The organism is Mucilaginibacter gotjawali (assembly GCF_002355435.1).
Classification (GTDB): Bacteria; Bacteroidota; Bacteroidia; order Sphingobacteriales; family Sphingobacteriaceae; genus Mucilaginibacter; species Mucilaginibacter gotjawali.
The window spans coordinates 5,426,367-5,452,769 of sequence record NZ_AP017313.1; the positions used below are offsets into that span (position 1 = coordinate 5,426,367).

At 45.2% G+C, this 26,403-nt stretch carries 20 protein-coding genes; 11 read left to right on the forward strand and 9 right to left on the reverse strand.

Translation table 11 applies throughout. The features are described from left to right. Positions 1-150 precede the first annotated feature (150 nt). Positions 151-912, forward strand: coding sequence for a deoxyribose-phosphate aldolase (deoC, locus tag MgSA37_RS23980; RefSeq protein WP_096355760.1), 762 nt, complete (start codon positions 151-153; stop codon positions 910-912). Between the two features lie 1,104 nt (positions 913-2,016). On the opposite strand, the gene MgSA37_RS23985 is transcribed toward deoC, so the two are convergent. Both MgSA37_RS23985 and MgSA37_RS23990 read right to left on the reverse strand, forming a co-directional pair. After that, entirely contained in the window at positions 2,017-2,442 is a 426-nt protein-coding gene (locus MgSA37_RS23985; RefSeq protein WP_096355762.1) for a PH domain-containing protein, read from the reverse strand. 125 nt (positions 2,443-2,567) lie between these two features. Continuing rightward, on the reverse strand, positions 2,568-4,304 hold the full coding sequence (locus MgSA37_RS23990; RefSeq protein ID WP_096355764.1) for a thiamine pyrophosphate-dependent enzyme: 1,737 nt from the start codon (positions 4,302-4,304) through the stop codon (positions 2,568-2,570). Between the two features lie 70 nt (positions 4,305-4,374). Between MgSA37_RS23990 and MgSA37_RS23995 the strand changes: the two genes are divergently transcribed. Together MgSA37_RS23995 and MgSA37_RS24000 are read left to right on the forward strand one after the other, a co-directional pair. Then, complete coding sequence (locus MgSA37_RS23995) at positions 4,375-4,692, forward strand: hypothetical protein (protein WP_096355766.1); 318 nt, start codon at positions 4,375-4,377, stop codon at positions 4,690-4,692. Then, entirely contained in the window at positions 4,692-5,357 is a 666-nt protein-coding gene (locus MgSA37_RS24000; RefSeq protein ID WP_096355768.1) for an energy transducer TonB, read from the forward strand. The genes MgSA37_RS23995 and MgSA37_RS24000 overlap by 1 nt, the downstream gene beginning before the upstream one ends. A gap of 2 nt (positions 5,358-5,359) precedes the next feature. On the opposite strand, the gene ispG is transcribed toward MgSA37_RS24000, so the two are convergent. From ispG to MgSA37_RS24025, 5 genes are all read right to left on the reverse strand, one after another. Further along, a complete protein-coding gene (ispG, locus tag MgSA37_RS24005) occupies positions 5,360-7,426 on the reverse strand; it encodes a (E)-4-hydroxy-3-methylbut-2-enyl-diphosphate synthase (RefSeq protein ID WP_096355770.1) in 2,067 nt (688 codons plus the stop codon). A gap of 206 nt (positions 7,427-7,632) precedes the next feature. Further along, a complete protein-coding gene (locus tag MgSA37_RS24010) occupies positions 7,633-7,890 on the reverse strand; it encodes a Txe/YoeB family addiction module toxin (RefSeq protein ID WP_096355772.1) in 258 nt (85 codons plus the stop codon). Beyond that, a complete protein-coding gene (locus MgSA37_RS24015) occupies positions 7,887-8,135 on the reverse strand; it encodes a DUF2683 family protein (protein ID WP_157750704.1) in 249 nt (82 codons plus the stop codon). The genes MgSA37_RS24010 and MgSA37_RS24015 overlap by 4 nt, the downstream gene beginning before the upstream one ends. A 1-nt stretch (position 8,136) precedes the next feature. Continuing rightward, positions 8,137-9,117 (reverse strand): phosphotransferase, encoded by a 981-nt coding sequence (locus tag MgSA37_RS24020; RefSeq protein ID WP_096355776.1) that lies wholly within the window; start codon positions 9,115-9,117, stop codon positions 8,137-8,139. A gap of 100 nt (positions 9,118-9,217) precedes the next feature. After that, the gene (locus MgSA37_RS24025) at positions 9,218-9,649 is read right to left on the reverse strand and encodes a CBS domain-containing protein (protein ID WP_096355778.1); all 432 of its coding nucleotides are present in this window, start codon (positions 9,647-9,649) and stop codon (positions 9,218-9,220) included. A gap of 693 nt (positions 9,650-10,342) precedes the next feature. On the opposite strand from MgSA37_RS24025, the gene MgSA37_RS24035 reads away from it, so the two are divergent. From MgSA37_RS24035 to MgSA37_RS24065, 6 genes are all read left to right on the forward strand, one after another. Beyond that, positions 10,343-11,320: a hypothetical protein gene (locus tag MgSA37_RS24035; RefSeq protein ID WP_157750706.1), complete on the forward strand. Its 978-nt coding sequence runs from the start codon at positions 10,343-10,345 to the stop codon at positions 11,318-11,320. 203 nt (positions 11,321-11,523) lie between these two features. Continuing rightward, entirely contained in the window at positions 11,524-12,180 is a 657-nt protein-coding gene (locus MgSA37_RS24040) for a 3-keto-disaccharide hydrolase (protein WP_096355784.1), read from the forward strand. A 98-nt stretch (positions 12,181-12,278) separates the two neighbouring features. Next, on the forward strand, positions 12,279-14,021 hold the full coding sequence (locus MgSA37_RS24045; RefSeq protein ID WP_096355786.1) for a GMC family oxidoreductase: 1,743 nt from the start codon (positions 12,279-12,281) through the stop codon (positions 14,019-14,021). A 24-nt stretch (positions 14,022-14,045) separates the two neighbouring features. Continuing rightward, positions 14,046-14,678 (forward strand): gluconate 2-dehydrogenase subunit 3 family protein, encoded by a 633-nt coding sequence (locus tag MgSA37_RS24050; RefSeq protein WP_096355787.1) that lies wholly within the window; start codon positions 14,046-14,048, stop codon positions 14,676-14,678. 98 nt (positions 14,679-14,776) lie between these two features. After that, on the forward strand, positions 14,777-15,637 hold the full coding sequence (locus MgSA37_RS24055) for a glycoside hydrolase family 16 protein (RefSeq protein WP_232010725.1): 861 nt from the start codon (positions 14,777-14,779) through the stop codon (positions 15,635-15,637). Between the two features lie 358 nt (positions 15,638-15,995). Continuing rightward, a complete protein-coding gene (locus MgSA37_RS24065; protein ID WP_096355791.1) occupies positions 15,996-18,560 on the forward strand; it encodes a family 20 glycosylhydrolase in 2,565 nt (854 codons plus the stop codon). Between the two features lie 225 nt (positions 18,561-18,785). On the opposite strand, the gene MgSA37_RS24070 is transcribed toward MgSA37_RS24065, so the two are convergent. Further along, a complete protein-coding gene (locus tag MgSA37_RS24070; RefSeq protein ID WP_096355793.1) occupies positions 18,786-20,873 on the reverse strand; it encodes a TonB-dependent receptor in 2,088 nt (695 codons plus the stop codon). 167 nt (positions 20,874-21,040) lie between these two features. Between MgSA37_RS24070 and MgSA37_RS24075 the strand changes: the two genes are divergently transcribed. Both MgSA37_RS24075 and MgSA37_RS24080 read left to right on the forward strand, forming a co-directional pair. Continuing rightward, on the forward strand, positions 21,041-22,990 hold the full coding sequence (locus MgSA37_RS24075) for a gliding motility-associated C-terminal domain-containing protein (protein WP_096355795.1): 1,950 nt from the start codon (positions 21,041-21,043) through the stop codon (positions 22,988-22,990). A 118-nt stretch (positions 22,991-23,108) separates the two neighbouring features. Beyond that, the gene (locus tag MgSA37_RS24080; protein WP_096355796.1) at positions 23,109-25,076 is read left to right on the forward strand and encodes a gliding motility-associated C-terminal domain-containing protein; all 1,968 of its coding nucleotides are present in this window, start codon (positions 23,109-23,111) and stop codon (positions 25,074-25,076) included. A 33-nt stretch (positions 25,077-25,109) separates the two neighbouring features. Here the strand turns inward: MgSA37_RS24080 and MgSA37_RS24085 are convergent, their stop codons facing one another. Further along, positions 25,110-26,381 carry a hypothetical protein gene (locus MgSA37_RS24085; protein WP_096355798.1) on the reverse strand — a complete coding sequence of 424 codons (1,272 nt, stop codon included), beginning with the start codon at positions 26,379-26,381 and terminating at the stop codon, positions 25,110-25,112. Between the last annotated feature and the right edge of the window lie 22 nt (positions 26,382-26,403).

Sequence of the window (26,403 nt, forward strand, 5' to 3'; positions counted from 1 at the left end):
TTTGTGTGATTTAATTAAAAGACTTTGGTTTGTGCCGCTGCGTTGCATTAACAACCATTTTTTATTTTAGGCACGCTGGCAAATAGGTTTAATCCTAATAATATTATACTTTTAAAAACCGATTATGATTAACCCCTTTTTTAAACCGCCATGGATAAAGTTACCGAACTCGCCAAAATGATCGACCACTCACTGCTTCACCCTACCATGACGGATGAAGATCTGTACCAGGGCTGCCTGCTGGCCAAAAAATACAATGTGGCAACGGTTTGTATAAAACCTTATGCTATCAAGGAGGCATTGGAATGGCTGCGGGGATCGGATGTGCTGGTATGTGCCGTTATCGGTTTCCCGCAGGGCAACAGCACCACGGCGGTAAAAGTGTTTGAAACAGAACAGGCCTGTATAGATGGCGCGCAGGAAATTGACATGGTAGTAAACATCGGCAAGGTTTTGGGCGAAGACTGGGCTTATGTGGAGGAGGAGATTGCCGCAATTGTGGCCGTCACCAAAAAGCACAAAGCTGCTTTAAAGGTTATTTTTGAAAATGATTTTCTGCCGGATGATCAATTCAAGATCAAACTGTGCGAAATATGCAGCAAGCTGAAAGTGGAATTTGTAAAAACCAGCACTGGTTACGGCTTTGTTAAAGGCGGGGATGGTAAATACTCCTACGAGGGTGCAACTGAACATGACCTGGTGCTGATGCGCATACACGCTGCGCCCGAAGTGCAGATAAAAGCTGCCGGTGGCGTTCGCACGCTGGACGACCTGCTAAAAGTAAAAGCACTGGGTGTTACACGTGTTGGCGCAACGGCTACTGCCGCCATGCTGGAAGAAGCGAAAAAACGTTTCGGCGGTGAAACGCCGGATACTGCATTTTTGAATACGCAGGTTAAAGGAGGGTATTGATTTACGATTTTAGATTTACGAATTACGATTTTGAAGGATTCGATCTATCTAAAATCACACAGCCTTTTGCTGTCCGTCCGGTTTTAGGTAAGGACAAGTAAATCTATATTCGGACGCTGCAACATACTGACAAAACAGTGTCAGTACTTTTATCAATTTAACGCCGTATCTTTGTATTAAACATCATCCCAAAGGTTAAACAGCTTTAAAAACGTCCGCTTCTGTTTTCAACTGTCGCTACTCCAAACCGGACGGACGACAAAAAGAGTTTACGGTTTACGAATTTGGAATTACGATTGGCCTTATCAACCAAATCTAACATCTTAAATCAACTGGTTTTTCCCGCAAAAGAAAAGTCAAAGTCTATTATACTATTAGTAGGCTATTGGGGAAGTATTTTCTAAAATACTCATTTCTTTTTTTTCGCAATCAAATAGTTAAAGTTGATGACTGCGGGATTAAAGCATATCGCACAAAAAAGCGTTCCGTATCTCACCCCGGAACGCCTCCAACATTTTTTGATATTTTAATGCCGATACAACTAAACCTCAGATACCATTTTTAAGGGCACCCAAATCCTTTATTTATGCAATTGATTTTTGCGAATCAATTGTTAAAACATCATTTATAAACCCCACTGGTATTATTGCAATTTAAGCCAACCGGCGATTTCCTATTTGCCGGTAAATCAACACTATTTGCAGTATAATATTTATAAAATAAACGCAATTGCATTAGAGTTGCTAATTGTTTAATGAATATTTAAAATAAAAAGGTTGTTATATTACTTAAAAACTTGTTTATCAATATATTAAAAAAAGTAAGCGTTAAATAAATATAATACTTATTTAACGCTTGATAGTATTTATTTAACATTTTAGGGTTGTGTGATAAAACAATAGCAAAGCATATTAATTGTCGTCCGTCCGGTTTGGGGTATCAGGGCAAGCGAACATGTGCGGACAAGCAGCAGGTTGTATGGAAGCCGGCTTACAGAAAAATGAAAACCCAAATAATAAAAGGCGTAAATTTATTTAGGGATGATCGGATCAATCGTCCGGTGCGTTTTAACCCTACCGGTATCTAAAACCGGACGGACGGGAATTAATCCTTTACTTCTATCGCCGGGTTTATCTCTTTAAGGCAGCTGATCAATTCATCCGTATTTAAGGGCGATATCAATAACTCATCCCATTTATTGTATTTGATCACAATGCCTTTTAGGGCGATGGAGGCTTTCATCCCCACGTAACCACGACTGGTTTTATCAACTTCGCGGATTGCGGCGATGGGGATACTTCCCCTGATGAATGCCGATCTGTAATACAGCTTTTCTTCTTTAATTACATAAAAGGTATCAAACCAAAGCCATAAAAAAATGGCAATTACCGCAAAACAAATGATCGCACCGGCGTTAATAGCCGGCGTAAAAGCTTTAATATGTTTGTCGTACATAGCGATGCCCGACACCAGCAGTAAAAAAATAATGATATAAATAATAAATGCTCCCTTTTTGGCAGGATATTTCATATGGGTTGGAAAAGATTTTCGGAAAGATAATAAAATATTCTGCCAATGGCTATTGGCCCCCAAAACCGATTATTAATTGAACCCGGATAAACATGCCGGATCATATCTACACGCTGAAGACGGCCCTAAATTAAATCCTTCAGGTGTTTGTAATTGGATTTAACCGTGTCGAGCACCTCATCCATGCGGCCATTCAGCATCATTTTAGCCATGGATAAGGTCATCCCTTTCACCTGTTCAAATTCAACTTTTGGCGGCATCGCAAGCGCGTTAGGGTCGGTCATGATGTTAACCAACGCGGGCCCCTTATACATAAAGGCCTCTTTAAGTGCCTGCTTTACATCATCCGGATCGCTGGCTGTGATGCCTTTCATCCCCATTGCCTGGGCAACCAGGGCAAAATCCGGGTCAAACATATCAGTTTGCCAATCGGGTATGCCTGCTACTTCCATCTCAAGTTTTACCATTCCCAGCGAGCGGTTATTGAAAACGACAATTTTTACGGGCAGTTTGTATTGGGTGATGGTAGCCAGATCGCCCAGCAGCATAGATAAGCCGCCATCGCCGCATAAGGCGATCACCTGCCTGCCCGGGCAAGCCAGCGCAGCACCTATAGCCTGCGGCATAGCATTCGCCATAGACCCGTGATTAAATGACCCAAGCATTTTGCGCTTACCCGTCGCCTGGATATACCGGGAACCCCATACGCACGACATGCCCGTATCCACCGTAAATATGGCATCGTTTGCCGCAAGTTCGTTTACCAGGCTGGCCACAAATTCAGGATGGATATTTCCTTTTTTGCCCCGGTCATCCACATAAGTCTGCATTTTTTTCTTTACCTCGTCATATACCCTTAATTGAGCTTTTAAAAAACTGTCGTCTTTTTTCTGCCCAATCATTGGCAACAACGCTTTTAAGGTATCTTTTACCGATCCACACAGTCCCATGCTCACTTTTGCCCTGCGGCCTATGCGTTCAGGGCGGATCTCGATCTGCACAATTTGGCAATCCGTTGGCATAAACTGGGTGTATGGAAAATCTGTCCCCAATAAAATCAACAGGTCAGATTCATGCATACTATTGTAAGCTGCCGGCAAACCCAGCAAACCTGTCATCCCTATTTCGTTGGGGTTATCATACTGGAGATCCATTTTCGCCCTGAATGAGTAGCCTACCGGCGCATTTAGTTTTTGCGAAAATGCTACCACCTCGTCATGCGCATCAGCAGCGCCAATACCGCAAAAAATGGTTATTTTATGATGACGGGCAACTAACGCGGCCAGCTGATCAAGGTCTGCAGCGGATGGTTTTATTTCTGCAACGGGATTAAATAACTGCATGGCGGTGGATGATTCTTCCGCATCAACTCCCGTCAGATCGCCGGGTAATGCTATTACCGCCACCCCTTTTTGATTCAGCGCCGCCTGGATTGCCCCCTGCATCATTCGTGGAAACTGCTTTGGCGTGGTAGCCACCTGGTTGTAAACACTGCAATCGTCAAATAATTTGATGGTATTGGTCTCCTGGAAATATGCTGTACCATATTCAAAGCTGGAAATGGTTGAAGCGATGGCGATCACTGCAGCCCCTGAGCGGTTGGCATCATACAACCCGTTGATGAGATGTACATGGCCGGGGCCGCTGCTTCCCGCGCAGCAGGCAAAACCATTTAACTGGGCCTCGGCGCCCGCGGCATAGGCGCCGGCTTCCTCATGCCGCACATGGATCCATTGGATACTGCCTTCGCGCCTTACCGCATCGTTTACATTATTTAAGCTATCGCCCGTTACGGCATAAATTCTTTTTACCCCTGCATTTACCAGCATTTCAACCAATTGATCAGCTACACTCTTTGCCATAATTATATTATATTTACGTATCCATTATCCTAACCAAATAAATTGACATGGGTTTTAAATATTGAAATTTATGGGGCAAATAGTTATTGTGGCTTACAAACCAAAGCATGGCAAGGCCGAAGCATTAAAAGCTTTAACCAAAACCCATGTACCGCGCCTTAAAAAAGAGGGCCTGGTGACAAATCGTAAGCCAATAATAATGGAAGCCGCAGACGGCACCGTTATAGAGGTTTTTGAATGGCTATCACAGGAGGCCATTAACAATGCCCACCATAACCAGGCGGTCATACAAATATGGGCGGAGTATGCGGAGGTTTGTGAATATGTGCCTTTAAATACTTTACCGGAGGCAAATAATATTTTTGCAGGATTTATTTCAATAGATTGATGATGAGCGAACCGATAAAAAATATCAACCTGAAATTTAACTGCCCGGTCGACTGGAACAGCATGGAGGCTTTGGCCGACGGCAGATATTGCTCCCACTGCCATAAAAAGGTTTATGATTTAACCAATTCAAAACAGGATGAGTTTTTAAAACTGCTTGCCGAAAACAGTAACAATATCTGCGGCAGGTTCAGGCAGGAACAAATGGCCTCAAAACATCCCGTTTTGCCTGGCTGGAAAAAATGGCTTTCGGCCGCCATGGTTTTGATCGGCATTAATGTTTTCAATAACAAGGCCTTTGCACAAGGATCACCGGTAAAAATAACACATCAAAACACAAAAGCTAAAGAACCTGAAATTGTTGTTGGTGGTGTGGGCCCGGCATCGCCGATGCCAGAATTTCCGGGAGGGGATGCGGCTTTTGCAGCTTTCCTTACCAAAAATATCCATTACACAAAAAATATGAAAAACGGGCGGGTGATCATTTCTTTTACGGTGTCAGCAAAAGGCGTTTTGACGGATTTCAAGATTGAGAGAGGCGTAAGCCCGATTAATGATAATGCGGCCATAAATGCGCTAAAATTATCGCCGAAATGGACACCGGGGAAGCTAAATGGCAAACCTGTAGACGTAAAGTATATGATACCGGTAAATTTTCAAAAATAATATCAAATGTCTATCCAGTTGCCATCTTCAACAATAATGCCGATCAGTTCGTCAAGCGCATTTGTTGAGGATATGTTTTTCTTCACGGCTTCTTTACCCCTATACAAGGTTACTTTTCCCGGGCCGGAACCTACATAACCATAGTCAGCATCGGCCATTTCGCCGGGGCCATTTACAATACAACCCATAATGCCGATTTTTAAACCTTTAAGGTGACTTGTACGGCTGCGGATCATCTGCGTGGTTTCCATCAGGTCGAACAATGTACGGCCGCAGCTGGGGCAACTGATGTATTCGGTTTTTGAGATACGTGAACGGGTGGCCTGTAAAATACCGAAGGCTGTTGAGGTGATCACTTTGGTTTCAACCTCCGGGGCATCAATCCAGATCCCGTCGCCAAAACCATCAACCAGCAAAGCGCCGAGATCGGTGGCGGAGTAGAGTTGTAGCCTGGTAGCAGCCCCCTCTAAATCTCCCCCGCCCATCGGCGGAGAGACTTTTTTATCGTCTTGTACCTCTAAACTTTCGGACTTTCGGACTTTCGGACTTTCGGACTCAAAAGAATAATCTCTTTTAATGATAACCGGTACATCCAGCCCCAACTCCTCCATCTTAAAAAAGAAAGCGCGCTGGTCGGCCATGCCATGCAGCTCATCAGTCTCCAAAACAAATATCAGCGAGGTGTCAAATGGCAAGGCGCCAAAATCATCCGAATCAATATCGGCGTGTTTTAGCTTTACCAGGTTTAAGGCTGATGAACGATCGGCTGCGTTTACAAATTCGTTCAGTGTAAATACCGGGTGGCACATGGTTTTATCCGCCAGTTTTAACCAGGTGGCATAATTGTATAACTGTTTTAAATTGCCGGGAAAATTAAATGACGGCAAACTATCTGCCAGGTAAACAAAATCAACCGATTGGTCGGCCATGTTGTATTTATCCAGCAAAGGAGCGTACAGGTAACCTGCATCATTCAGCACAGCAGGGTCTTTTAAATTTTTATTTGACAGATCAATAACCACCCTCGGCACCATATGCCCGCCAATAAAAGTGTTGGCTTCGTAAGTTGCACGGCGCTTATATTCGTAGGGATTGTGCGCCTGAGGTGTATTTTGACCATGGTCCATGGTCCATGGTCCATGGTCTTTTGTTCCACGGCTTCTCGCAACGTATCGATTAACAAGGGCAATCGCCACCGGCGCTTCTGCTTCAGGTTCTTCCGTAAGGGATACACGTACAGTATCACCCAGGCCATCTTCCAGCAGGGTACCGATCCCAACTGCTGATTTAATGCGGCCGTCTTCGCCGTCGCCGGCTTCGGTAACGCCCAGGTGCAGCGGGTAGTTCATTCCTTCGGCAACCATGGTTTCTACCAGCAGGCGGTAAGCCTGCACCATTACCTGCGGGTTGCTCGATTTCATGCTGATCACCAGGTTATAGTAATTCAGCGTTTCACAAATCCGCATAAATTCCATCGCCGACTCTACCATGCCCTGCGGGGTGTCGCCATAACGGCTCATGATCCTGTCGCTCAGCGAGCCATGGTTGGTGCCGATGCGCATAGCCGTGCCATATTCCTTGCAGATTTTTACCAATGGGGCAAACTTCTGGTAAATGCGTTCCAGTTCGCCCTGGTATTCAACATCGGTATAATCTATCTGGTCGAATTTCTTTTTGTCGGCATAATTGCCGGGGTTTACGCGCACTTTTTCCACTATCCTTGCGGCAACTTCGGCAGCGTTTGGGGTGAAGTGGATATCAGCCACCAAAGGCGCTGTATAACCCCTTGCCCGCAGTTGTTTTTTGATCTCGGCCAGGTTTTTTGCTTCCTTAATACTTGGCGCGGTGATGCGCACATATTCACAACCCGCTTCAATCATCCTGATCGACTGCTCCACCGTACCGATGGTATCCATGGTATCGGTGGTGGTCATGCTTTGGATGCGGATGGGGTTATTGCCGCCCATCGGCACATCGCCAATGGCCACCTCGCGCGTTACAAAACGCGAATATTCGGTTAGCGAATTACAATAACGGCCCGGCAGCGTTTTGATGGAAGCAGTATTCATAGTACAAAAATACTAATTTGGTTTGTTGTTTGGTTTGTTGGAAGGTTGGAAAGTTGTAAGGTTGTGATGTTGGACATTTCCCAGACTTGCGGAGTTTTAAAACTTTAAGTCTGATACATTATTTTTATAGTGAAGACCACAATGCAGATTCAACCAAATTGCTGCGGGGCAAACTTAAATACAAACTGGTTAGGCAGAAGTAAATTTTAATAGTGGCCTTTTAGAGAAAGAATGTAGATTATTTCATCTTCTACTTCATATACCAATCTGTGCTCTGATGTGATCCTTCTTGACCAAGCGCCGGAAAGACTATATTTTAATGGTTCAGGTTGTCCAATGCCCTTAAATGGATCTTCGCTAATAGATTCGAGCAATTCTTTTATCTTTTTTACGGCTTGCCTATTGCCGGATCTTCTGAAGTAATCCAGGTCAACATCTGCCTGTTTGGTAAACCTGATGATCACAGATCGGCAATATTAACCTCTCTCGTTTCACCTCTCTTAACCTGTTCGCGGCTTTCTTGTATTTTAGCCACAAATTCAGGGTCGTAAGGCGATTTCGCTTCTTCAAAAGAAATTTTAAAAGCTTTCATAAAAGTCTTTATGATTGTTAGCTGCTCCTTGTCTTTGGGGTGGACGATCAATGTTGCCATATACAAATTTATATATTTTTTATCAAAGTGATGATTTACGCCGATACCTATTTTCATTTCACCCCAACCCATTCTTCTTAAAATACCTTTTTACCAGCAAGTTAATAAACCGCTTTAAATACATTTCATTTAAAAACGTATTCGACCAATTATCAAACCTGCGGCACTGGATGCCCAGGTAAAAAAAGTATAATGCCACACCCAGGTGGGGGATGATGCGCCTCTCTTCGGCAGTTAGCCCGGTAACCGATTCATAGCCATTTAAAAAAGCTTCGGTTTTTAATTTGCATTCGGCATCATCTTTTTCGGTGCTGTTTAATTGCAAAATATAATAGGCCACGTCATAACACAGCCAGCCGTTGCCGCAAAAATCAAAGTCAAAAAGAGTGATACCCGCTTCCTGGTCGATACTGATATTATCAAACCAGATATCCATATGTACGGCGCCTTTTCTCAGTTGGCTTTCATCAAAGTGCGCAAATTCATCAAGCAGGTATTTTTGGGCCGATACCATAAAATCCATCTCGGCCGTGCCGGAAGGCAAAAACTTTTTTAGCTGCTCAAATGAATCTTCCATGATCTCCTCTGCCGAATAGCTTACCCTTCCAAGTTTAATACCATTGGTTAACCGGTGCATCCCTGCCATAATTACACCGGTTTGGTAATGCAGTTCAATCGGGAAATTGAGCAGTTTTTCGCCTTTTGCGAAAGTGAACAATACCCCAAAGCGCAGCCCTTCAGGTGCTTTAAGTTCTTCGATATATTCTCCGTGTATATTCAGCAGGGGATACGATACCGGCACATGATTTGAATGCAGCAAATTCAATAACCGGATCTCTTCCAGAATTTCTGATCTGGTTCTCCAATTCAGGCTATAAACCCGGTATACAAATTTACTGGCGCCATCGTTTATTAAAAAAGAATCGTTGATGCCCGTTTTTAAAAGTGTACAAACAGTATCCGGCCTTAAATTATATTGTTGCCTGATAAATGAGCCGAGGTGAAATGGAGAAAAGGTAGAATTAATAACAGACAGCATATTTAATCAGGCACAAAAAACTTTCTAAATCCGGCATTCCGGACTCCGCATTAAACAATTCTAAAAAATCCGGCATCGAACATCCGACATCCGAAATACCTTAAGATTGAATATAACTCTTCAGGTGTTCAATGGTTTCCTCATGCGAAAGGATGGTTTCCGTTACCACGTCGCTGATGGAGACAATACCGCAGAGTTTGTCGTCTTTGGTAAAAACAGGCAGGTAGCGGATATTATTTTCGCTCATTACGTGCATGCAGGTTTCAACCGAATTTTCGGGGATCATACGGGGGAAATGGGTACTCATGATCTCCCTTACCTGGGTTTCCAATGAAGATTTTCCCTGGAGGATCACTTTGCGGGCGTAATCGCGCTCGGTGAGCAAGCCGGCATATGCGCCATCCTCAGTAATCACAACCGAGCCAATATTTTTGTCGGACATTAATTTCAATGCGTCTAACACCGTGGTACTGCCATCAATGGCGACAACGCTGCTCCCCTTACGGGTAAGGATATTGGAAACTTTTTTCATGATACTGAGGTGCTAAATTGGTGAATTGCCTTTATCAAATATAAAAGAAAATAAAACACAAAACATTAAAATGATGTTGAATTGTTTCAGAAATTATAGGAGAGGGACTCGCTGGCAAGTTGTTGCGTTTTCAATTGTTAAGGCAAACTGCATTTTTCATATTAAATTAATATTTTAATCAGAATGAAATTTTATAATTGGAAATGTAACATTTGTATTTGTTTTTTTGGTATTGATGAAAATGAATTTACATTCGAATTTCATGCCCCCCTCATGATTTGATATTTTACTTTCCTGATGCAAAAAAAGATACTTAAATGCTCTAAGTGTAATGCTCCGTTACACTATCAGAAACCAAGAAATTGGTTTGGCCGTAACCTCCTGTTTTTTTTACCTGTTAAACGTTATTTTTGCGCCAGGTGCCTGAAAGACCGCTATATGCTGATTTCAAAAGAAAAGTTAAAAGAATACAGGCGGGTGTAATTCAGGCAGAAAAGACTGAAATTATAAGGTATAATTATAAAAATAAACTTGTTATACGCCAACAATTGCTGTTACGCTATGTTATAATATGGGTTTAGCCTTTATTATATAAATATGCGTATGATTAAAAAGATAACCTTTCTCTTCCCTTTTTATTTTTTTTATATGTACACGGCCGGAGCTTCACCGGTCAAATGCTATTTGAAAGCTATGGACGACTCCTCGGCATTCAAAAAAGCCGATTCAGGTTTAACAAAAGCACGGCGGATAAAAAACCGCGAATTTAATGCCATATTCGAGCAAAACCTGGCTGTATCTTCTGCCGGCCAGGAGTTTTTTACCCCAAAAAAAACATTGCTGGTGGCCGACCTTTCACCAAATTTTGTTCTTGTTAACACCCCTAAATTACCTTTTTTCTTTGTGGCCGATGCGCGGATAAACCTTCGCCTCTTTGCATCGCATGGCGACCCGGTAAAATCGCCGAGCTATATGCCAGGTGGCACATTATATTTCAGAATCAACCGCGACTATTATAACCCGCGCTTCATATCAATATCTTACACCCACCATTCTAACGGTATTGAGGGGCCTACATCAAACTCCAACGGTACTATTAATACTGACAGCGGAAAATTCACAACTAATTTTTATACCCTTACCTACCACACTGGTAAACGACTGGATATCGGCAACCTCATCATTACACGCTATGATGCGCTGGGGATAGAATTGCATGCCTATCTTATCGGTTTAGGCTATACCTATCCACTGAAAAACAAATATGGGTTTGTGCGAATTAATGGCAATTGGCGCTATAATATTGCACGTGCGAATAGTGATCCGGTTGATCCGATAAAAAAAATTTACAGCAACTGGCAGCGGTTTGACTTCCAGTTCACCTATATCGCAGATAAAATCTACAACTATACTACCCTCGACGTAAAAAAAAGACTGAATGTTTCGCTAAAATACTACTACCAGTTCCCCTTTATGCAAAACGTTTCTTTCCTGGCGGGACTAGGATATCGAGGACAGGATGAATACAATATTTTTTTCAGAACAGCTATGCCTATGCTACTTTTGGTATTGCCGCAGGTTTGTCATTCAATATGCACCCTAAGGAGTAGTTTTGGGTGGGTTGAGTTGATTATTTGTCTTTCGTTAATCAGGCAATTGCGTTGTCTGTAAATTCCCGTGCAGGCGTTGTTTTATGTGTTAACCCATTCAACCACTCACTTAACCAACACCGCCATCCCACACCCCACGTAACACTTCTATTATAATTGCGATAAAAATTGTAAGTTTTGCAATCCAAAAAAAAATTATACTAATTTTACTATCCGTCGTAGCCCTTTATTTGGCTGCCTTTATTTTTCAAAACCAACAAAAAAATGAAAAGACTCTTGTTAGTTATCCCGGCGTTAATTGCCGTAAATTCACTGAAAGCACAAACGGTTAGCTTGTTTGATGGAAAAACCACCACCGGCTGGCATAGCTATTTAAAAACCGGGGCCGGTGCATGGAAAGTTGTTGACGGCGCCCTTCAGCTTGACCCGAAAGCACCTGACCAGGGCGACCTGGTCACCGATAAAGAATATGAGAATTACGAACTATCATTAGCGTGGAAGATTGCAGAGGGCGGCAACAGTGGTATCATTTTCGGTGTTCATGAAGATCCTTCTTTAGATGCTACTTACCTTTCCGGTATTGAGATGCAGGTATTGGATGATCAGAAAGCGGAAGATAACAAACTCGCTACGCACCGCGCCGGCGCTTTGTATGACATGAAGGCCCCGGCTTATCCGGCAAAACCTGCCGGCAACTGGAATAAGGTAACCATCAAAAAACTGAACGGGCACCTTACCTTTTGGCTGAACGGTAAAAAAGTAATTGATACCCAGATCGGCAGCGCCGAATGGCAGGAAATGATTAATAAAAGCAAATTTAAAACCTGGAAAGATTTTGCCGCCTATCCCAAAGGCCATATTGCTTTGCAGGACCATGGCGCCGTAGTTTCATTTAAGGATATAAAAATTAAAGAATTGTAATTTAGAGATTTGAGACTGGAGATTAGACGTTTGGCAGGAACAAAATACTGCCGGCTTTTTCTAATCTCCAGTCTCTAATCTCCAGTCTCTATCATCACATGAACGATATTCAGATTAAAAAATCAGCTACGCTGTATGACGCCATTGTTGTTGGCTCAGGGGCGGGTGGCGGTATGGCCGGCTATGTTTTGGCGCATGCCGGTTTAAAAGTATTAATGTTAGAAGCCGGCCCTTTTTTCGATCCGGCCAAAGATTCAATGCAGCTAAAATGGCCCTATGAATCGCCACGCCGGGGGGCAAGTACCAACACCCGTAATTTTGGCGATTTTGACGGCGCTTTCGGCGGCTGGGACCTGGAAGGTGAACCCTATACAACAAAAGACAAAACTGAATTTTACTGGTTCCGCTCGCGGATGCTGGGCGGCCGTACCAACCACTGGGGGCGCATTTCGCTGCGGATGGGCCCTAATGATTTTAAAGGACATCACATAGATGGTTTAACGGACGACTGGCCGATTACCTATGATGAGGTTAAACCTTTTTACGACAAGGTTGACCGAATGATAGGCGTTTACGGCACCGTTGAGAATTTACCCAATGAACCTGACGGCATTTTCCTGCCACCGCCAAAACCGCGGTTAAACGAGCTTTATATTAAAAAAGGCGCTGCAAAGGCAGGCGTAAAAGTAATCGCCGGGCGTGGATCGGTACTTACTGAAGCGCTCCCAAACAATAAGGACCGCGGCGCTTGCTTCTTTTGCGGGCAATGCGGCCGAAGTTGTAAAGTTTATGGCGATTTTTCGGCTTCATCGTGCCTGGTGATCCCTGCCATAAAAACAGGAAACCTGAAGGTGATCCCGAATGCCATGGTACGCGAGGTGCTAACCGATATTAACGGCCTTGCCACCGGTGTTTCGTATATCAATAAAGATGATATGCAGGAATACCAGGTATCGGCCAAAATAGTGATCCTTGGCGCCAGCGCGGGCGAATCGGCCAGGTTGTTGCTTAACTCCAAATCAGCTGCTCACCCCGGTGGTTTAGCCAATAGCAGCGGCGTGGTGGGTAAATACCTGCACGATTCAACCGGCTCAAGCGCCGGCGGCTGGCTGCCGCAATTGCTGGACCGTAAACGGTACAATGAAGACGGCACCGGCAGTATCCACATCTACGGCCCCTGGATGAGTGATAATAAGAAACTTGATTTCCCCCGCGGCTACCACATTGAATTTGGCGGCGGCATGGGTATGCCCGAATATGGTTTTGGCTTTGGCATGCAGGATATGAACGGTAAGGTACCGGGGCGTGATGGGAAACCGAAAGAAGCGGGCGGTTTCGGCGCTTCCTTAAAGGATGATTACCGTCGTTTTTATGGCACCGGTTTCGGCATGGCCGGCCGTGGTATGGCTATTGCCCGCGAGGATAACTATTGCGAGATTGACCCTAACGTGGTAGATAAATTTGGCATCCCGGTTTTGCGCTTCCATTACAAATGGAGCGATTATGAAATTAAACAGGCCAAACACATGCAGGAAACATTCCAATCCATTATGCATGAGATGGGGGCGATTTACAGCCCGATGGAAGGCCCTGAAACTAATTATGGCCTGGAGGCGCCCGGCCGCATCATCCACGAAGTGGGTACAGTGCGTATGGGCGACGACCCCAAAAAATCGGCATTGAATAAATGGTGCCAGGCGCATGATTGCAAGAATTTGTTTGTGGTTGACGCCTCACCATTTGTGCAGCAGGGTGACAAAAATGCAACCTGGACCATCCTTGCGCTGTCAATGCGTACGGCAGAGTACATCCTGGAGCAAAGAAAAAAATTGAATGTTTAATTTGTTTTAAATATTATTGACACAATGAACAGACGCGATTCTCTTAAATTTTTAGGTATTGGTACGCTTGCGGCTGCCAGCCTGGTTGAGGCCTGTAAACCTAAAAATGAAAAATTAGCAGAAGATACAACCAACAAGGCTGCCGGGGCCGATGAAGCCGGCCGCCTGCCTAACGAAATAGCCCGGGATAAAAAATTAAACGAAGCCAAATTCTTTAATGAGCACGAGATGGCGACGATTACCATTTTGGCTGATATCATCATTCCAAAGGATGCCCGGTCAGGTAGTGCCTCGGATGCAAAAGTGCCCGATTTTATTGAGTTTATAGTTAAGGATATGCCCGAGAACCAAACGCCAATGCGCGGCGGTTTGCGCTGGCTCGACCTGCAATGCCTTAACAGGTACAGTAAAACCTTTGCCGAAGCAGCTTCGGCACAGCAACTGGAGATCGTTACTGCCATTGCCTATCCCAAAAAAGCAAAACCCGAAATGCAGCAGGGGGTATCGTTTTTTAACCTGATGCGCGATTTAACAGCTACCGGTTTCTATACCAGCAAAATAGGGATAGAAGACCTGGGCTATGTGGGTAACTCGCCCAATAAGTGGACAGGCGTTCCGGCCGATGTGCTTAAACAGTACGGCATGGAGGATGTTTAATCGGATAAAGAATATCTTTTATAATAACACAAAGCTGGTTCCTATTGATAACCAGCTTTTTTTGTTTATTTTTGGTTGATAAGACCAATTATATTACTGTGAGAAAAACTTTAGCATTCCTTTTTTGCGGGGCCGCCGCATTTTTTTTGGTATCGTGCTCCAAAAGCAACACCGTGAAACCAGGGCCACTGGTAATTACACCCCCGCCTGCCCCGGTAGATTCAAACTGGTCGTTTGAAACAACCCCGGTATTCTCTGATGAATTTAATTATTCAGGCACGCCTGATACCACCAAGTGGGGATACGACCTTGGCGGCGGCGGATGGGGTAACCAGGAAATGGAGAATTATACCAATTCTCTTAAAAATGCATATGTTAGTAACGGCGTGCTGCATATCAGTGCGCTTAACGAGACGGTTGGCACCAGCAACTATTCGTCGGCCCGGATGGTTTCAAAAAACAATGGCTGGCTGAAATATGGCCGTATCGAGGCCCTTGCAAAGCTGCCCGCAAGCCCGAAAGGCGCATGGCCCGCTATCTGGATGCTGCCTAACGATTACGTTTATGGCAACTGGCCAAACTCCGGCGAGATCGACATTATGGAGCAGGTGAGTTTCGACCCCTTAAATGTGCATTTTACAGTGCACGACCAGGCAGCCTATGGCGCCAACGGACATTCCGCAACAACAACCATCGCTACAGACACTTCGGCTTTCCATAAATACCGGGTAGACTGGACACCTTATGCGATCAGGGGTTATTATGATGATGTAGCGATGTTCACCTACGTGAACCAGGGAGCGGGTTCAGCCTCGTGGCCATTTGATCAAAAATTCCATTTGCTGATGAATATAGCGATAGGCGGAAGCTGGGGTGGGTCAAACGGCGTGGCAACAAACGTTTGCCCGGCAACCATGCAGGTTGATTATGTGCGTTTTTATAAAATGATCCATAAGTAATACTATTTTCTCGAACCTTTAAAGGTCAAATTATAAATAAAATTATAGCTACCCTCTTTAACGCCTGCGTTAGAGAGGGTGGTCGAGCGAAGCAATGACCGGGTGAGTCTACCCCGCGGACATTACCGCCAATGCATGGCGGCGAAAACTCACCCCGGATTCGCTCCGCCTGCCGGCAGGCTCTCCGACCCTGTCTACGGCAAGCCGTAAAGAAGGTGAATAAATCCTTATATTTTTTACCTTTTCTGCCGCTGTCTTTATTTTCTCCAAATAAAAACTTTTTAAAATATTTTAAAAAGTTTTTATTGTTTACTATTTCAATTATATTTACCATTCATTATAACCTGATAATTAAGCTATGAAGCATTGTATCGTCTTTCTTTTAACGGCATTAAGCTGCATTAACCTTGCTGCCAAACCCAAAGATGCACCGGCATTTAACGCGCATGATTTGAGCATCACCTGGGAGCCGGTTCAAAACAATTATAAAACACCCGACCAATCCTTAAACGCCATTACCATTACCAATAATGGTAAAAACACTTTCCCGGCAACAGGCTGGAAAATGTATTTTAATTGTGCAAGGCTGATTGCCACGGCTACGATAAGCGGCAATGCCAAAATTGATTTTGTGAACGGCGACTTGTTTAGCCTAACCCCTACCGCTACCTTCACCGAAATTAAGCCGGGGCAATCCCTGCGGATCGAGTATATCGCAGATGAGCCCGTAGTAAATATTACCGATGGCCCGGATGGCTTTTATGTGGTTTGGGACAGCCAGCCCGATAAAGGATACAATACGGGTGCATGGAGCTTAAAACCTTTTAAACCCAATTATGTAGGTTTGATAACCCCTGCTATTATTTATGATCAGAATAAAAATATTCAGGATATACCGGAGCAACAGTTAACTAAGGTGTTTCCTACGCCGGTGAGTTACAAGGAGACTGGAGGTTTTTTTACAATGATAGCGATTCATCACATTGTTACTTCGGTAAGTCCTAATGAATTCAAAAATGAAGCGGACTATGCTGAAAAATTATTAATCAAGTTATTTGATAAAACCGATCATCAAAAGCCAACATTATCAATCATAAAAGGGGAAATTGACTTTGAAAAAGACCCAAGTCTCCCAGCTGAGGGGTATTATTTAAAGGTTGCCCCTGATGCGATTTATATCGCAGCTTCGACGCCAACAGGGGCATTCTACGGTATCCAATCTTTACTGTCACTTATCCCGGCATCCGCCTACGCCCGTCCTCAAAAAGAAATACAAATCCCCTGTGTTGAAATAAAAGACGAACCCCGTTTTTCCTACCGCGCCTTTATGCTGGATGTCGGTCGTAATTTTCAGCCCAAAAGCGAAGTTTTCCGGATACTGGATGTGATGGCCTTATACAAGCTGAATGTATTTCATATGCATTTAACAGAGGATGAAGGCTGGCGGCTGCAGATCCCGTCGCTGCCGGAACTAACGGAAGTTGGCGCCAAACGAGGGCATACGCTGGATAGCAAGCATTTTTTGCCGCCGTCGCATGGTTCCGGCGGTGAAATTGAAAACAAAACAGGTACCGGCTTTTATACGGTTGCTGATTTTATGGAGATCTTAAAATATGCCGATAAACTGCATATCCAGGTGATCCCTGAATTTGAAGCGCCGGGCCATGCCAGGGGCGCCATCAAATCAATGGATGCACGCTATGACCGCCTGATGGCCGAAGGAAAAAAAGAAGAAGCCTGGAAATACCGCCTGAGCGACCCCGACGATAAATCGCAATACAGCACCGCGCAATACTGGACGGACAATGTGATCAACGTTTCGCTGCCGTCTACCTACAACTTTGTGGAAACCGTGATGGATGACGTAGTGAAAATGTACAACGAAGCCGGTGTACCGCTCAAAACCATCAACTGGGGTGGCGATGAGGTGCCAAAAGGCGTTTGGGAGCAATCTCCGGCTTATCTGAAGCTGAAAGCAACCCATCCCGAGATACAAAACACCGGCGACCTGTGGTATTATTTTTATGGCCGGGTGAACCAGTTAATGAAAGCAAGGGGCCTGTACACTTCCGGCTGGGAAGAAATGGCACTGCGGAAAACCAAGCTCGACGGTAACCCGTTTTATATACCCAACCCTGATTTTATGCCCGAGCATTTGCAGGCCGAAGTATGGAACAACACCCTGGGCGGTGGCAACGAAGACCTGGCTTACAAACTGGCCAATGCCGGTTACAAAACCGTGTTAACGCCGGTTACAAATTTGTATTTTGATATGGCGCATTATAAATCCTTCGATGAGCCGGGCTACTACTGGGGCGCTTTTGCGGATATCGACAAACCTTTCTCCTTTATCCCTTTTGATTATTTTAAAAACGCAAAAGTCGACCGGGATGGGTTGCCCCTTAACCGGAATATCTTTATCGGTAAACAACGCCTTACCGACTATGGCAAAACCAATATTTTAGGCCTGCAATGCGCCGTTTGGGGCGAGAACATCAAAAGCACCGAGCGCCTGGAGTATATGCTGCTGCCCCGCCTGTTAGGCTTTGCCGAGCGTGCCTGGAGCAAGGACCCTGACTGGGCAACCGAACCAAATACCGCAAAAAGCGACTCGCTGTACCAAATTGCCTGGGTAAACTTTGTTAATGTTTTGGGTAAAAGGGAACTGCCGCGCCTGAGTTATCTGGATGGCGGCTACAACTACCGCGTGCCGAAACCGGGCGTTGTGTTGCAGGATGGCAGGTATGCAGCCAATATCCAGTTCCCCGGGTTAACCATCAGGTACACTACCGACGGCACGGACCCGGATGCTAAAAGCAAGATCTATAACGATGCTGTTACAATAACAGGAAACGCCGTAAAGTTCCGCGCCTTTGATACTAAAGGCCGTGGGGGCAACGTTTCAGAACCAGTTACTCCATAAAAACAAGCAGTAGGAGCGTTTTGTGGGCGCTTCTACTGCTTACCAAAAAAGCTAATTCAAAATTTGTCATTTCGACGAGGAACGAGGAGAAACTATCTCTTGAGCGGGATGAGCCTGGGCTATGCGAGCGAAAAATCTATACACATGCTACTCCAGCTGTGCATGGCGGACAAGCGCGTGTATAGATTTCTCCCTACGGTCGAAATGACAATTTTATTATTCCCCCTAAAACACCACGTTAAACCCAATATAATAATTGCGCGGTGCTGCTGCATTATAATAGCGGCTGCCAACGGCATTAAGGTCGTCGCCCAGGCTGTATTTCTGGTTTAACATATTTTCGGCCCCGGCATACAGTTCAAAGCGGCTTTTAGTATTGAATTTATGCTGCCAGCCTACTTTTGCGGCCACTAAGTTATAATGCGGGGCGTATACGGTATTGCCGTCATTCAGCGGGATACGGGCAGTGTAGTTGTGTTCGATAAATAAATATAAATACCGCGGGAATTTAACCTGAAAACTGGTCACCACCACCTGTTCAGGCACGCCGGTTAACTGGTTGCCGGCGTAGCTGTTGCTGGCATCATGATAATCACTGCTGAATTTAAAATGATCAAGCGTAACAGACTCATTAAACTGCAGCCCCCGGATAAAGTCCGAATTGTTTGGGCGGATGATCCAGTCGGTAAAATATACCTCAAGCCCCGGCTGGTTAGTACCGCCCGCGTTGATGTAATAGGTTGTTTCATCCGCGTTAAAGCGCGGAACAATGGCGTTATTAATACGGTAATAAAATACCGATGCATCCAGGAACATCGTTTCATCGGTATTGCGGAGCCGGAAACCGGTTTCATAGTTCCATCCATCTTCGGCACCCAGGTTAGGGTTAATGGCATGGTCAGTCGGGCGGATTTCCGCTGTGGTCGGCGTTGAATACCCCCGGCTAACGGAGGCCCGCCAAACAAAATCATTGGTGATCTGGTAGGCCAGCGCTACTCTCGGCATTAACTGGGGTTTAAAATAGCGGTCGGTATAAGCGGTTTCAATATTCGGGAATACGTTCAGGAACTTGTAATCATAAAAATTGAGGCTCAGGGCCATTTCAAGATGAAAGCGTTTGGCGATGTCAGCCACATAACGCCCAAAGAAAAAATGCTGGTTGGTGTTGATCTTGTCCAAAGTCTGGGCCGTGTCTCTTACCCCGTTCCTGTTCCCATAATTGTTGATATCCGAATTGGTTTGCTGCCATTCCACCCCGAAATTGGTTTTCCATTTATAATTCTTCAGCGTATCGCCGGTGTATTCAAAATAGGTGCGAAAACCAAAAGTGCCCTCGTAACGCTGGCCGTAATTGGTGATAAACGGGTTGGCAAAATCAACATAAGTGCCAAAAACCGACAGCACATTCCGAAGATGTTCATTAAAATGATATTCATTAACCGCGCCGCCAAAAAGCACTTTCTGGTAGATCCCTGCTTTTTGCTGAATGGCCCCGGGCGTAAATTTTGTGGGGATGCGGGCCTGCCGCGGATCGGCTTCAAACTGGGTGAGGGTGAGACCGCCCGGTGTTTCATAATTCAGATCCGAATAAAAGCCCAGCAGCCTGAACTGGTCGTTCTTGTTATAGGTCCAGTTATTAACCGCCTGGATATAATGGCGCTGCATATAACTGTGCTGCCTGTAGCCGCCATAGCTTTCATAAGCCTGGTTTAAATTCAGCTGGGAATTTCCCGATTTATTTTGCAAGGCGGTGTTCTCATGCAAAAGGCCATATGACCCGCCATTTAAACCTGCTGAAAGATAATTACCATCAGCATGATGATTAACGGGGCTCAGCAAAACTACCCCGCCCGAATTGGCGCCAAACAGGCTTCCGTCCGGGCCTTTTAACACTTCCATGTTATGGATACTGTTAAAATCAATGGCGTTCAGGTAGGTATTGCCACCGGCATCGGTAAGGGGGATGTCATCATAATAAATCTTCACATCGCGCACCCCGAATGGCGAACGCAGTAAGCTGCCCCTGATGGATAAACGGTAACTGCCGGGCGAACGTTCTTCGGCCCTTACCCCCGGCTGGCTGTTGAGCACCGAAATAAATGAATTATCAGGCTGTACATTTAACTGTTGCTGGCTGATCACACTTACAGAAGCCGGAACAGTTAAAACAGGCTGTTCAGACAGGTAGGCTTTTATAGTTACCGCCTGCAGATTCCGCGAAGTATCGTTTTTTGCAGTATCCTTTTTGGTTTGGCCGGCAACGCCGGTCGCGACAGCAAAAATTAAAAACAAGGAGGTGTATATTTTTACCATAGGCTAAATTGAGGGGAGCAAAAATAACTTTTTAATGATATAAAAGTAATTGAAAGAAAGCATTTTAATTGTAACCACACTGATACGTTTTATTCAAAAAAACCAGCCTTAACATAGGTTAAAAGTGCTAATTTTGAAATATTACTATATGAGGTAGTTACTTCCTGATGCGACCAATTACTTTTAGGATACTTTTAATTTTAATTTCGGTATTGCTTTCCTTTCATACTTATGGCCAAACTTGCACCGGCAGTTTAGGTGACCCGATAATTAAGGTTGATTTTGGAGCAGGACCCAACCCCGGCCCGGCACTATCGGGGCAGCAAACCAACATGACTTATTTAAATACCAGTTGCCCGAATGACGGGCAATATACCATTGCAAACAGTTCGGGTAATTGCTTTGGAGATGCCTGGGTTTTTTTGAACCAGGATCATACCGGGAACCCAAACGGCTATATGATGATAATAAACGCATCAAATTTGCCGAGCATTTTTTTTACACAGCAAACCAATGTGGGCGACCTGTGCCCGAATACCAAATATTATTTTGAAGCCTATATTACCAATCTTAACCTCCCCACGATTTGTAGCGGCAATCCTATACTGCCAAACATTACTTTTACTATAGAAACAACCGGCGGAGTTTTACTTGCACCCCCTTATAATACGGGAGATATACCGGCAACAGGCAAAGTTGATTGGAAACCGTACGGCACTTTTTTTACCACCCCGGCAAATAGTAACGAAGCGATTGTAGTGAAAATGCAAAACAACGCGCCAGGTGGTTGCGGCAATGATTTTGCCCTGGATGATATCACGTTCAGGGCATGCGGCCCGGTAATAGTGGCAGGCATTGGCTCAACCGGCGGCCCGCAACAAAGCTCGCTATGCCAGGGGGATAATGGTTTGTTTAACTTTAACACCACAGTTGTTGGTGATGACAGCCCTGTTTACCAATGGCAATCGAACGTTAACAACGCCGGATGGACTGATATTACAGGCGAAACAACGGCTTCTCTCCAGGTTCCCTTTAGCAATGCAGTTACGGGAGTTTATCAATACCGGGTTGGTATTGCCAATGGCTCCAATATCACGTCTCCCACTTGCCGGGTTTATGGCTCCCCTTTAACTGTAACGGTGAACCCGTATCCGGTTGTCCCGGCAATTGCCAACCAAACCGTGTGCGAAACGTATCCGGTCACTTTAACGGCATCCGGCGGGGCGTCCTATACCTGGACGGGGCCTGGCATGCAGCCAACGGCGCAAAACCCGCTGGTCATCAACAGTGCAACCCCTGCCAATACCGGAACTTATACGGTTGTTGCTCTGTCAGACAAAGGATGCAGTGCGCCGCCTGTGCAAACATACGTAAATGTAATACCCAAAATAGTGCCGGGTGTTAGCCCTGATGTAACCATTTGCGCCGGTGAAACCACCCAGCTTTCCTCATCAGGCGGCAAATATTATAAATGGGTACCTTCTAACGGCCTCGACCATCCGGACACCCCAAACCCGGTAGCATCCCCCCTGCAAACAACCACCTATACGGTTCATATAAGTAATGATGGCTGTGCCGACAGCTCCAAAACGGTAACCGTAACCGTGAATCAAAACCCGGTGGCAAATGCCGGGAATAACAGGGCGATATTTGAGGGCCAGTCAGTTAAATTAGATGGTGTTATAAAGGGAGATAATATTACAGGCTTTTTCTGGTCGCCGTCAACGTTTCTTGATGACCCCAAATCATTAACTCCCGTTGCTACCCCAACAGATGATATTACCTATACATTAAACCTCACGTCCTTGTCCTGTGGTACCTCAAGCAGCAATGTTTTTGTAAGAGTGTATAAAAAAATAACTATCCCCAATGCCTTTTCGCCCAATAACGACGGCACAAATGATTACTGGAATATTAATGCGCTGATAACTTATCCGGATTGTTCGCTTGTTGTTTATAACCGCTACGGCCAGCAGGTTTACCAAAGTACAGGTTACTCAAAACCATGGGATGGTACCTATAACGGTTCGCTGCTACCTCCCGGCACCTATTATTACATCCTCGACCTGAAAAACAACACCCCCAAAATCTCCGGGTGGGTGGTTGTCGTGCGGTAAAAAGCCTGTTCGCCCGAACAAATTGATACAATATGCCGCCGCATGTTAAACCAACCGCTTAAATAGTTATTTTTGAACTCCAGCTGTTCAAAGCTTTAAAACCAATACGGCCAATTTTGTGAAACCACTTTTGCTGTTTATATTCCTGGCATTTACATTACAGGTAAATGCGCAAAGTGAAACCTGTACCGGCAGTTTAGGCGACCCGGTTATTAACCAGGATTTCGGCTCGGGCACAAACCCCGGCGCCAGGTTGCCATTTGGGGTAACCGATATGACTTATACGGCAAATAACTGCCCGACGGACGGTTCCTACACCATCGCAAGCAGCCTTACCGCCGCCAACAATACGCATCCATACACCTGGTATAATGTGCCGCATGACCATACCTGGTATACCAATGGCAACAAGCCCGACGGCTATATGATGATCGTTAATGCATCCTATGCGCCCAGTATCTTTTTTACGCAAACAGCCAACGGGCTTTGCCCCAATACGAAGTATTTTTTTTCGGCCTATATCCTTAATTTAATGATTCCCGGCCCGATTACGGCCAGTTATAACCATCCCGATATCACCTTTTCCATTGAAACCACTGACGGGGTAGTGCAGAAAACCATCAATACCGGGCCCATTCCTGCCAGCGGTCAAAATGTTGGCTCAACAAATTGGGTGCAATATGGCGCATTTGTTACTACACCTGCCAATGCTACGTCACTGGTGGTTAAGATGGTGAATAATGCACCCGGCGGTAACGGGAACGACTTTGTACTGGATGACATTACTTTTCGCGCCTGCGGCCCCATCATCCTTTCAGGGATCGGATCGATAACGGGCGGCAGCAATACGGCCATTTGCCAGGGCACCCAAACAAAATATAATTTACAGGCATCCGTTATAGGCGACAATAGCCCGGTTTACCAGTGGCAAACAAGTTATAACAACGGGACCTGGAGCGATGTTACCGGCAGTAATTCGGATGCCCTTACTGTTAACTTTACCGGCGCCGAGCCGCCTGGCATCTATCAATACCGCATGGGCGTGGCAAACGGCTCGCTGATTACCGACGCGGGTTGCAGGGTATATTCAACACCGGTAACCGTTACGATAAACCCGATGCCGGTTGTCCCGCCAATACCCGACCAAACGGTGTGCGAGACTTACCCGCTCACACTGACGGCATCCGGGGGCGCTTCCTACACCTGGACCGGCCCCAATATGCAGCCAACTTCGCAAAACCCGCTGGTGATCGACAATATCACCCCCGCAAATGCCGGCACCTATACGGTAGTCGCCGTGTCCGACAAAGGCTGTCCGGCACCGCCGGTACATACCGTAGTTACCGTAACACCCAAAATAGTGCCGTCAATAAGCCCGGATGAAAGCATTTGTGCGGGAGAAACCACGCAGTTATCCTCATCGGGCGGCAAGTATTATAAATGGAAACCCTCAACAGGGCTTGACCACGATGATACACCGAATCCCGTGGCATCGCCGCTGCAAACTACTACCTATACGGTTCATATCAGTAACGATGGTTGCGCCGATAGCACAAAAACAGTAACGGTAACGGTAAACCAGAACCCAGTGGCAAATGCCGGAAATGATATCGTGCTCTTTGAAGGACAGTCGGCAAAATTAAACGGGACAATAAAAGGTGATAACATCACCGGCTTTTCGTGGAGCCCGGCTACCTTTTTGAGCGACCCAAATTCACTGAACCCGGTCGCATCGCCGACAGACAATATTACCTATACGCTTACCGCAGTATCCTTAACCTGCGGCAGTTCAAGCAGCAAAGTTTTTGTAAGGGTGTACAAAAAAATTGTAATACCCAACACTTTTTCGCCAAACAATGACGGCATCAACGATTACTGGAACATTGGCGGCCTGGTAACCTATCCCCAAAGCGCCCTCCTGGTTTACAACCGTTACGGGCAGCTGGTATACCAAAGTACCGGCTATGCAAAACCCTGGGATGGCTCAGTCGATGGCTCGCCGCTGCCCGCAGGCACGTACTATTACATCATCGACCTTAAAAACAATACACCAAAGCTATCCGGCTGGGTATTAATCGTGAGGTAAAAGTGCCTAAAACATTTAATACCGAAAAGGCATCTATTTACCAAAAAAATAACTAACGCCGGCTTGTTTAAGTACATTGTTTAAACCGAAATACCCGCCTTTTGTAGCCGCTGTTGATGTATAATAATTGAAATATATTTCCCAGTTCCTTTGTATCCTGAATCCGGCTTTAAATAGAAAAGCATTATTAAGCGTATTAAAGTAAAAGGACTCCTGCGGAAAGCCAGGATCGGGCGATGATGTGTTTTGACTTTGAAAATAGGGCTTACTGAAGTTAAAATAGGTTAGTGCAAAACCAACACCGAGATAAAATTTAAAGTTTGGCGCATTGTAAAAATTATACATGGCTTGCGGTGTTAAAAAAACGCCCAACTGGTTATAGGATGCCCTGGCATCAACATAAGGGCTAACCCTTAATTTATAAAGGGCATTAAATTGCGAAGGGTTAACAGACAGATCAACCCTAAACTCGGCCCTTCCATTTGGATCGGGGATAAAATCCAGCCCGAAGGCCACTGCCGGCTGATACGAATTGTATGGGATGCCGCCGGCAATAGAGTAGGAAGACTGAGGCGAAGACGTGGTATTTGACATGCTCAGGGCGGCGCTAATATAAAACGCCACCTTTCCATGATCGGTATATTTCTTTTCAAAATCTACTTTTGACACCTGGTTTATCCGGCTTACAATAGTCAGCAAGTCGCCTTTTTCATAATTTGCCGTTTGCAGGCGGGCTGTTGTTTTATCATCCAGCATGTTGTATTTGTTCGCCAGTGCAAATAATTGTTTCTGGTAGGTGTTTTCATTCACCGTTCTGCCGCCGGGGTTAGCCATATCATAATAGATACGATAAACCAATTCGGCTGGTGTAAAAGCAGGTGTTTCGCCTATGTAAAAGCGCGTTTTCAGTCCGTCTGTATAGGAATAAAGCGCCAGGTTTTTGCCCTGCTGCAATACCCTTAAAAAAACTGTTGCAACTTTAACGCTGGTGTCACGACCTTCGCCCAGGTGCAGCGTATTGGTAACATCGGTACTTATGGAGCAGGTGTACTTTTTATAGGCTGCCAGCCCTGTTATGCTGAAATAATTAATGTCATTTAACATGTAGGTTTTCCGCTCTTTGTCACCGGGTGATGTTTTAAACGAGATTTCTTCGGGGTTTGAGTCCCAGTCCTGGTAATCAATAAATCCGCGCAGGGTATCGCCTTTTGCTACCACCACAAAGCCGGGTTTATAATTGCTTTGTGCATCCGAAAAAAACGGGACTAAAATAAAAATCAATAAAATTTTGCTGAGGTATTTCATGGGGTTAGGGTTAGGGGTTAAT